This window comes from Methylobacterium crusticola (assembly GCF_003574465.1).
In the GTDB taxonomy this organism is placed as follows: Bacteria; Pseudomonadota; Alphaproteobacteria; order Rhizobiales; family Beijerinckiaceae; genus Methylobacterium; species Methylobacterium crusticola.
Map to the genome: position 1 here is coordinate 20044 of NZ_QOWC01000112.1, position 8442 is coordinate 28485.

Annotated in this window: 8 protein-coding genes and 3 tRNA genes; 1 reads left to right on the forward strand and 10 read right to left on the reverse strand. The window is 73.8% G+C overall.

The window, feature by feature from the left end; genetic code table 11:
* Positions 1 to 51: 51 nt before the first annotated feature.
* From nuoE to DT057_RS23200, 8 genes are all read right to left on the reverse strand, one after another.
* The gene (gene nuoE / locus DT057_RS23165; RefSeq protein WP_128564469.1) at positions 52 to 1155 is read right to left on the reverse strand and encodes an NADH-quinone oxidoreductase subunit NuoE; all 1104 of its coding nucleotides are present in this window, start codon (positions 1153 to 1155) and stop codon (positions 52 to 54) included.
* Between the two features lie 38 nt (positions 1156 to 1193).
* Positions 1194 to 2384 (reverse strand): NADH-quinone oxidoreductase subunit D, encoded by a 1191-nt coding sequence (locus DT057_RS23170; protein ID WP_128564470.1) that lies wholly within the window; start codon positions 2382 to 2384, stop codon positions 1194 to 1196.
* Between the two features lie 6 nt (positions 2385 to 2390).
* Positions 2391 to 3056 carry an NADH-quinone oxidoreductase subunit C gene (locus tag DT057_RS23175; RefSeq protein ID WP_128564471.1) on the reverse strand — a complete coding sequence of 222 codons (666 nt, stop codon included), beginning with the start codon at positions 3054 to 3056 and terminating at the stop codon, positions 2391 to 2393.
* Positions 3057 to 3066: 10 nt separating this feature from the next.
* On the reverse strand, positions 3067 to 3672 hold the full coding sequence (locus tag DT057_RS23180) for a NuoB/complex I 20 kDa subunit family protein (RefSeq protein WP_128564472.1): 606 nt from the start codon (positions 3670 to 3672) through the stop codon (positions 3067 to 3069).
* A 46-nt stretch (positions 3673 to 3718) separates the two neighbouring features.
* Entirely contained in the window at positions 3719 to 4084 is a 366-nt protein-coding gene (locus tag DT057_RS23185; RefSeq protein ID WP_048453080.1) for an NADH-quinone oxidoreductase subunit A, read from the reverse strand.
* A gap of 298 nt (positions 4085 to 4382) precedes the next feature.
* On the reverse strand, positions 4383 to 4934 hold the full coding sequence (locus DT057_RS23190; protein WP_128564473.1) for a CAP domain-containing protein: 552 nt from the start codon (positions 4932 to 4934) through the stop codon (positions 4383 to 4385).
* Between the two features lie 164 nt (positions 4935 to 5098).
* Positions 5099 to 5175 (reverse strand) — tRNA-Asp (locus DT057_RS23195).
* Positions 5176 to 5213: 38 nt separating this feature from the next.
* A tRNA-Asp gene (locus DT057_RS23200) sits at positions 5214 to 5290 on the reverse strand.
* Positions 5291 to 5426: 136 nt separating this feature from the next.
* On the opposite strand from DT057_RS23200, the gene DT057_RS23205 reads away from it, so the two are divergent.
* A tRNA-Val gene (locus DT057_RS23205) sits at positions 5427 to 5499 on the forward strand.
* Positions 5500 to 5579: 80 nt separating this feature from the next.
* Here the strand turns inward: DT057_RS23205 and DT057_RS23210 are convergent.
* Entirely contained in the window at positions 5580 to 6806 is a 1227-nt protein-coding gene (locus DT057_RS23210) for a glycosyltransferase family 61 protein (RefSeq protein ID WP_128564474.1), read from the reverse strand.
* A 122-nt stretch (positions 6807 to 6928) separates the two neighbouring features.
* A complete protein-coding gene (locus DT057_RS23215; protein WP_128564475.1) occupies positions 6929 to 8254 on the reverse strand; it encodes a lipopolysaccharide biosynthesis protein in 1326 nt (441 codons plus the stop codon).
* Between the last annotated feature and the right edge of the window lie 188 nt (positions 8255 to 8442).

Sequence of the window (8442 nt, forward strand, 5' to 3'; positions counted from 1 at the left end):
GCGGTCGTCCTACAGGCCTGAAGGGGGAGTTGCGGGCATCACGGGACGGGCTCAACCCCCGGGCTTGGGGCCGGGCGGGCCCTTGTCGGCGGGGTCGACGCCGACGGGCTTGGCCTGCGACCCGTCGGTCCGGCCGGGCGCGGCCATCGGCTCGGCGCCGGCCTCCCGGGTCGAGCCCTTCGTCTCCGCCACCGGCCGGCCCTCGTCGGGATTCGAGGGCGTCGTGGTGTACGAGCGCCCGCTCCGGGGACCGGGCTCCGTCTCCGGGCCGGTCCGCGACACCGCGACGGTGGAGCGCTCCGGCGCGGCCTGGCCCGTGGCGGCTGCGGGGTCGACCGGCGCCTGGCCGTCCGCCGCGCGCTGGGCCGGGGCCGCCGCCGCCGGGCTCTCGCTGGCGCGCCCGGCGGTCGGCTTCGCGGGCTTCGGGTCGGCGGCGGCGTTCTCGGTGCGGGCCTTCTCGGCCTCGCCCCGGGCGGCCTCGGCCCCGGTCTCCTTCAGGCCCTCCTCCTCGAAGCGCTTGCGCCAGGCCCCGACCCGCGAGCCGTCGAACAGCGTCTCGTCCTGGAGCGTCGTCACCGCGTCCTTCGGCTCGGAGGAGGTCCGCCCCGTCTGCGAGCCGACCCGCACCGGCCGGCCGGCCGCGAGGTCGTCCATGAGCCGGCCGAGGGATTCGGGCGTCAGGTCCTCGTAGTAGTCGTGGTTGATCTGCGCCATCGGGGCGTTGCAGCACGCCCCCAGGCACTCGACCTCGAGCCAGGAGAAGGTGCCCTGCGGGTCGACGTGGCCGGGGGGGCCGAGCCGGTCGTGCAGCATCTGCTTCAGCTCGCGGGCCCCGCAGACGTCGCACGGCACGGTGCCGCAGACCTGGATCCAGTAGCGGCCGACGGGCTCGAGGGCGAACATGGTGTAGAAGGTCGCGACCTCGAGCACCCGGATGTGGGGCATGCCGAGCTGGTCGGCCACCGCCTCGATGGCCTTGCGGGGCAGCCAGCCGCCGTGCTGCTCCTGCGCCTTCCACAGGAGCGGGATCACCGCCGAGGCCTGGCGGCCCTCGGGGTACTTGGCGATCTGGCCCTTCGCCCACTCGGCGTTCTCGGGCGTGAACGCGAAGCGCTCGGGCTGCTCGGAGACGGGCGCCAATCTGCGGTTTGCCATCGCTCACACTTCTCCGCGGGCCGCCATCGCCGGCGCCGTCACCGGTCCACCTCTCCGAACACGATGTCGAGCGTCCCCAGGATGCACGACACGTCCGCCAGCATGTGGCCGCGGCACATCCAGTCCATCGCCTGGAGGTGGGCGAAGCCCGGCGCGCGGATCTTGCAGCGGTAGGGCTTGTTGGTGCCGTCGGCGACGAGGTAGACGCCGAACTCGCCCTTGGGCGCCTCGACGGCGGCGTAGACCTCGCCGGCCGGCACGTGGAAGCCCTCGGTGTAGAGCTTGAAGTGGTGGATCAGCGCCTCCATGGAGCGCTTCATCGCGCGCCTCGGCGGCGGCGCCACCTTGCCGTCGAGGGTCGCGATCGGGCCCTGGCCCGCCGGCTCCCGCAGCTTGGCGATGCACTGCCTCATGATGCGCACGGACTGGCGCATCTCCTCCATGCGGATCACCTGGCGGTCGTAGGTGTCGCCGTTGCGCCCCACCGGGATGTCGAACTCCATCTCGTCGTAGGCCTCGTAGGGCTGCGCCTTGCGCAGGTCCCACGGCACGCCCGAGCCGCGCACCATCACGCCCGAGAAGCCCCAGGCGAGGGCCTCCTCGACCGTCACGATGCCGATGTCGACGTTGCGCTGCTTGAAGATGCGGTTGCCCATCACGAGGGCGTCGAGGTCGTCGACGACCCGCGGGAAGCTCTCGCAGAACGCCTCGATGTCGTCGATCAGGCTGGGCGGCAGGTCCTGGTGGACGCCGCCGGGCCGGAAGTAGTTGGCGTGCAGGCGCGCGCCCGAGGCCCGCTCGTAGAAGATCATCAGCTTCTCGCGCTCCTCGAAGCCCCAGAGCGGGGGCGTGAGGGCGCCGACGTCCATCGCCTGCGTGGTCACGTTGAGGAGGTGGGAGAGCAGGCGCCCGATCTCGCAGAACAGCGTGCGGATCAGCGTGGCGCGCCGCGGCACCTCGATGCCGAGGAGCCGCTCCACCGCGAGGCAGAAGGCGTGCTCCTGGTTCATCGGCGCGACGTAGTCGAGCCGATCGAAGTAGGGCGTGGTCTGGAGGTAGGTCTTGTACTCGATCAGCTTCTCGGTGCCGCGGTGCAGGAGGCCGATATGCGGGTCGACCCGCTCGACCACCTCGCCGTCGAGCTCCAGCACCAGGCGCAGCACGCCGTGCGCGGCCGGATGCTGCGGGCCGAAATTGATCGCGAAGTTGCGGATGCTGTGCTCGCCCATCTCGGCTCAGCCTTTCGCCGGTGCCTTGTCGGCCTTCTCGTCGCCGGGCAGGACGTAGTCGGTCCCCTCCCACGGCGACAGGAAGTCGAAGTTCCTGAATTCCTGCGTGAGCCGCACGGGCTCGTAGACCACCCGGGCCTCGTCCTGGTCGTAGCGGACCTCGACGAAGCCGGTGAGCGGGAAGTCCTTGCGCAGGGGGTGGCCCTCGAAGCCGTAATCCGTGAGGAGCCGGCGCAGGTCGGGGTGGCCCGAGAACAGGATCCCGTAGAGGTCGTAAGCCTCGCGCTCGTACCAGTTCGCGGCCGGGAAGACCGTGATCACGGAGGGCACCGGGGTCTGCTCGTCGGTCTGGACCTTGACCCGGACGCGCCGGTTGTGGCGCAGCGAGAGCAGGTGGTAGACGACGTCGAAGCGCCGGGCCCGGGCCGGGTAATCGGCGCCGCAGATATCCACGAAGGCGCTGAACGCGCAGGCGGGGTCGTCGCGCAGGTGCGTGAGCGCCCGCACGATCTCGCCGCCCTCGACCACGAGGGTCAGCTCGCCGAAGGCGATGGCCCGGTCGGTGATGGCGCCGCCGAGGGCCTCGGCGATCCGCTCGCCGAGGGCCGCGAGGGCCGCGTCGCCCCGCTCGGTCTCGCCGGTGTGCGCCCGGATGGTGATGCCGTTGCTCATCGGACCGTCCCTAGCGCTCGATCGTGCCGGTGCGGCGGATCTTCTTCTGCAGCAGGAGCACGCCGTAGAGCAGCGCCTCGGCGGTCGGCGGGCAGCCCGGCACGTAGATGTCGACGGGCACCACCCGGTCGCAGCCGCGCACGACCGAGTAGGAGTAGTGGTAGTAGCCGCCGCCGTTGGCGCACGAGCCCATCGAGATGACGTAGCGCGGCTCCGGCATCTGGTCGTAGACCTTGCGCAGGGCCGGTGCCATCTTGTTCGTCAGGGTGCCGGCGACGATCATCACGTCGGACTGGCGCGGGCTGCCGCGGGGCGCGAAGCCGAAGCGCTCGCAATCGTAGCGCGGCATCGACATCTGCATCATCTCGACGGCGCAGCAGGCGAGCCCGAAGGTCATCCACATCAGCGAGCCGGTGCGGGCCCAGGTGATGAGGTCGTCCGCGCTCGTCACCAGGAAGCCGCGGTCGGCGAGCTCGCTGTTGATGGACAGGAAGGTCGGGTCGTTCGCGCCGATGGGCTGGCCCGTCGCCGGGTCGAGGATGCCCTTCGGCTGCGGCGCGAGGGCGGGGGCGCGGGAGAGGTCGGTGGTGAGGGAGGGGTCGGTGGTGAGGGACATGGGGGGCGTCCGGATCTCGTTCAGGGTGCGGCGGCGAGCGTCGGCGTCAGTCCCACTCGAGGGCGCCCTTGCGCCACTCGTAGACGAAGCCGACGGTCAGCACACCGAGGAAGAGCATCATCGACCAGAAGCCGAACCAGCCGAGGTCCCCGAACGTGATCGCCCACGGGAACAGGAACGCGACCTCGAGGTCGAAGATGATGAACAGGATGGCGACGAGGTAGAAGCGCACGTCGAACTTCATGCGCGCGTCGTCGAAGGCGTTGAAGCCGCACTCGTAGGCCGAGAGCTTCTCCGGGTCGGGGCTGTTGTAGGCGACCAGGAACGGCGCCACGAGGAGGGCGGCGGCGATGAACAGGGACACGCCGATGAAGATCACGAGCGGCAGGTAGTCCGACAGGAGGCCGTTCATCGAGCACCCTCATGGTTGGCGCGGGCGAGGCGCGGGACCGGGCCGCCGCCCGGCCGCCGGGGCCGTCATCGGAACGGTTCCAAAGCCCGGAAGGTGCCGCGAGGCTTAAACGAGCGGGTATGACGAAACAAGGGGCGTTCGCACCGCACAAACCGCGAACACCCGTGACCAGAGATAGGCCGGCATTCCCGGGCTACAACGCCTCCGGGCGGTGAGGATCGTCGCAGCCCCTCCCCCTTCCGGGGCGTTTCGGGGCGTTCGGCCGTGCTGCACTGCAACGCCCGGCCGCGGCCGGGCTTCAGGAATCCGACAGGATCAGCGCCCAGAAGCGCTTGTAGCGCGTGCCGGGCGCGTCGACCCGGGCGATGCCGATGCGGCGGACCTGCGGCATCAGCATGTTGCGGTTGTGCTCGGCGGAGGCCTGCCAGCGCCTGAGCACCTCCTCGAAGGTGGCCGAGCCCGCGCTCAGGTTCTCGGCCGCGTAGCGCCCGCCGAAGCCGGCCCGCCTGAGGCGGGCGTCGAAGGCGCCGCCGACCTCGTGCGAGAGGTAGCCGGCCCGGGCGTTGGACGCGGCCTGGAGCGAGGCGGCACGGATCAGCGAGGAATCGACCACGACGGGCCCGAGGCCGTGGCCCGCCCGGTAGCGCGAGATCGCCGCGGCCGCGGCGGATTCGTCGAGGATCACGGGCGTCGCCGGAAAATCGGGCGTCGGCAGCAGCGCCGTGCCGCTGCACCCGGCGAGCGCCAGGCTGCCGGCGAGCATGAGCGCGCGCGCGGCGGACCAGGCCCGCGGCGCGCCGTCGGGGGCGCTGCGGTCGCCGGGGCGGAACGGTCGGATCGCGGATGTCATCTCTGATTCCCGGACAGGCGGCGCGCGGATGCGGGCCACCTGTCGGGTGATTGTGGAGATTTCAGGATCGCGGGCGCGGCGCGGGACCGCCGGCCCGATGCGGGCGAACCGGGTTCCGGGCGTTCGCGGTCCGGGGGGTGGCGGGTCGCGGGGAGATCCGAGGATGGCGCGGGCGACGGGGCTCGAACCCGCGACCTCCGGCGTGACAGGCCGGCACTCTAACCAACTGAGCTACGCCCGCGTGGCGTCTCGGGCAGCACGTCGACGACCGGGGTGGAATGGCGCGGACGACGGGGCTCGAACCCGCGACCTCCGGCGTGACAGGCCGGCACTCTAACCAACTGAGCTACGTCCGCGCGGCGTGTCGCAGTGCTGCGATGGCGGCGGTGTATGGGCCGCATCCCACCCTGTCAAGCCGCGCGAACCGCGAAAAACGCGCCCGGCCCGGCGCCCTTGCGCTCCCCCCACGGTGCCCTTAACCATGCGCGGGCCGGGCGGTTAGCTCAGTCGGTAGAGCATCTCGTTTACACCGAGAGGGTCGGCGGTTCGAGCCCGTCACCGCCCACCGGCCGCTCCCTGAGCGCGCGGGGCCCACCAGGCCGTCGCCTTCCCGAGCAAGCCCCGTCCCGCGCGGGAGTAGACGCGTCAGGCGAGGCCGGATTCCGCCGCCTGGGCGCGCAGCCGCCGGAGCAGGCGCCCGAGGTGCAGGTCGTCGGTGGTCGGGCCCGTGGAGCGCGGGTCGAGGATGATGCGCAGGAGGTCGAGGCGCTCGGCCGTCGCGACGGCTTCGGGCGCGGGCGGGTCGAGGACGGCGCCGGTCATCGCCGCGATGGCGGCGAGGAGCCCGCGCAGGTCGACCCGGGCGCTCGCGTTGCCCCATTTCGGCCCCTCCTTGCGGATGTCCCAGTCGAGGGGCGTGACGGGCTCGCGGGCCGGGAACACGCTGTGGCGGGGCGCGGCCGCGGCGAGGATCGGCCCGAAGACCGTCTCGCAGAAGGCGACCGAGCGGCGGGCCACGACGAGGACGGGGGCCTGGATCCGGCCGCAGAGCTCGAGGGTGTGGAGCGCGCTCCCCTCGCTGAACACGAGCGCGTCGGCGCGCCGGAACAGGGCGATCACCTCGGAGAGCGGCTCGGCCTCCGGGTGGACGATCACGAACCCGGCCCGCGCCAAGATCTCCTCGACGAGGGCCTCGCCCAGGTAAGAGCCGGCGTGGTGGTAGTGGCGGCGCGAGACGTAGACGTCGAGGCGGTCCCCGCCGGACGCCGGCCCCGCGGCCGCCCCGAGGGGGCGGGGAAACAGGTCGACGTAGCCCGGGTCGCGGGCCGCGAAGGTCTGGCCCTTGGCCTGGTCCGGCACGAGCAGGAGGTCGAAGCGCAGCGGCCGGTCGATCAGCACGATCTCGCCCGGCGGCAGCCCGAGGTAGTCGAAGATCTGCCGCATCCAGCCCGGCATGGCGGGGACGGTCAGGAAGCCCCCCCGCCGCGGCGTCGGGTGGAAGGCGACCGGCACGCGGGCGAGATCCGGCCCGGCCAGCCGGGGCCAGAGGCGGTGGATGCTCTCGGCCACCGCGTGGCCGTAATGCTCGAACAGCGGCCCGCCGTAGATCACCGGGCCGGGCACGGCCTCGGGGGCCGCCCCGGGGGCCGCCGGCACGTGCTCCACCACGTCGTAGAGCGCGCCCTTGCGGCTGCGCAGGTGCGTGATCAGCCGGTCGCCCGGGGTGTCGGGCAGGATCAGGCGCGCCTTGGCGCTCCCCGGCAGGAGGGCGTGCACCACGACGTCGCGGTGCCGGGCGCAGGCGAGGCGGGGCAGCGGGTGCGCGGGCGCCCCCTCCCCCGGGTTCGTCGGGCCATCCTGCCCACGGCTCATGCCGGCGCTCCGCTGAGGTCCCGGCGGGACGAGGGACCGCCGTCGGGGCGGTCCCGGCGGCGCTGCATTGAGGCGGGAGCCCGGCGGCGCAACGCGCCCGGGGGCGGATCGCGGCGGGCCCGTCAGGCCGGCCGCGGCTCGGGGCCCGGGGCCATGAGGGCGAGGGCGTCGGTGCGGGGCTCGCCCAGGCGCGCGAGCGCGAGGGCGGTGCCGCCGATCCAGGCGGCGTAGCTCAGGACCACCGCGCCCGCGGCCCCCGCCACGCCGCAGGTCGGGGCGAGGACCAGGGTCGCGAGCACCAGGACCGCGAGGGCCGCGAGGCTGAGGCGGGCGTTGAGCCCCTGTGCGCCCGTGAGGGTGAGGAGGTGGGCGCTCGGGCCCGCCAGCGCCCGCATGGCCTGGCTGCCGACCAGGATCGCCAGCGCGGGGGCGCCGGCGCGGAAGTCCGGGCCGAACAGGCCGAGGAGCGGCTCCCCGGCCGCCAGCACGACCGCGAGGGCCGCCAGGGTGACGCCGACCGGCAGGACGACGGCGCGCCGCACGATGCGGCGCACGGCCTCGCGGTCGCCCGACAGGCGGGCATCGGCGAAGTCCGGCACCGCCATCTGCTGCGTCACCTGGACCACGTAGCCGACGAGGAGCGCGAGCTTGAGGCAGAGCCCGAACACCGCCACCTCGGCCTTCGGCAGGAGCGGGGTCACGCACAGGATGCCGAGGTCGGCGAAGAAGTTGGTGTAGAGCGAGAGCAGCACCAGCCGGCGCCCTTCCCCGCGCCAGCGGCGCGCGAGGCGGCGCTCGGCGGGCCGGGGCCGGCGCCAGGCCGGCAGGTGGCGGCGCATCAGCCCGGCCTGCGCCGCCGCGACCACGATCGTGAGCCCGGCGAACACGGCCGTGACGAGCACGCCCGAGACGTCCGGCACCGCGAGGCCGAGCCCCGCCACCAGGGCCAGGAAGGCGAGCGGCCGCACCAGGCACTCGGGCACGTAGCAGAGGCCGAACAGCCGGATCGCGCCGGCGAGGTTCGTGGAGATGGTCAGGCAGGTGGTTGCCGCCACCATCAGGCCGGCGATCGCCCCGCAGGCCCGGGTGGACGGATCGAGGCCGGGCGCCGCGAGGCTCGCGGCCGCGATCAGGCCGCCGAGCGCCAGGGCCGCCGTCGCGCCGTCGAGGGTGGCGCGGGCCACGAAGGCCGCGAAGAGGTCGCGGCGCCCCTCGCGGCGGTAGCGCGCCGCGAAGCGGGCGGCGATCTGCGGGTAGCCCTGCGCGGCGAGGAGCCCCGCGACGGCCGCGAGGCTGGTGGCGGCGTAGAACAGGCCGAGGTCCCGGGCGCCCAGGATGTGGGCGAGGAGCGCCTGGGCGAGGAAGCCGAAGCCGGCCCCGCCGATCCGCACGAGGGCGATCAGGGCCGAGCCGCGCAGGAAGCGGGAGTAGCGGGAGAGGCGCGCCATCGGGTCGGGTCCGGTCTGCCTGGTGCGCCCCTGGACCGGGGCCGGGGACCGGCTCCGTGCAGGCGCGGGACGATGCGGGGACCCGATCCGGGATCGGGCTCGGCCCCGGAGCGCTACGGCGGGCGCGAAGGCCGGTCCCGGGCCGGGGGGTCCGCGCGGCGCGGCCGAGGCCGCGGGGCCGCCGCGGC

What these genes read in the sequence shown, in the direction of transcription:
- DT057_RS23215 (WP_128564475.1), bottom strand. Translation starts at nt 8,254, where the DNA reads ATGGCGCGCCTCTCCCGCTACTCCCGCTTCCTGCGCGGCTCGGCCCTG.
- DT057_RS23170 (WP_128564470.1), bottom strand. Translation starts at nt 2,384, where the DNA reads ATGGGCGAGCACAGCATCCGCAACTTCGCGATCAATTTCGGCCCGCAG.
- DT057_RS23180 (WP_128564472.1), bottom strand. Translation starts at nt 3,672, where the DNA reads ATGTCCCTCACCACCGACCCCTCCCTCACCACCGACCTCTCCCGCGCC.
- nuoE (WP_128564469.1), bottom strand. Translation starts at nt 1,155, where the DNA reads ATGGCAAACCGCAGATTGGCGCCCGTCTCCGAGCAGCCCGAGCGCTTC.
- DT057_RS23185 (WP_048453080.1), bottom strand. Translation starts at nt 4,084, where the DNA reads ATGAACGGCCTCCTGTCGGACTACCTGCCGCTCGTGATCTTCATCGGC.
- DT057_RS23210 (WP_128564474.1), bottom strand. Translation starts at nt 6,806, where the DNA reads ATGAGCCGTGGGCAGGATGGCCCGACGAACCCGGGGGAGGGGGCGCCC.
- DT057_RS23190 (WP_128564473.1), bottom strand. Translation starts at nt 4,934, where the DNA reads ATGACATCCGCGATCCGACCGTTCCGCCCCGGCGACCGCAGCGCCCCC.
- DT057_RS23175 (WP_128564471.1), bottom strand. Translation starts at nt 3,056, where the DNA reads ATGAGCAACGGCATCACCATCCGGGCGCACACCGGCGAGACCGAGCGG.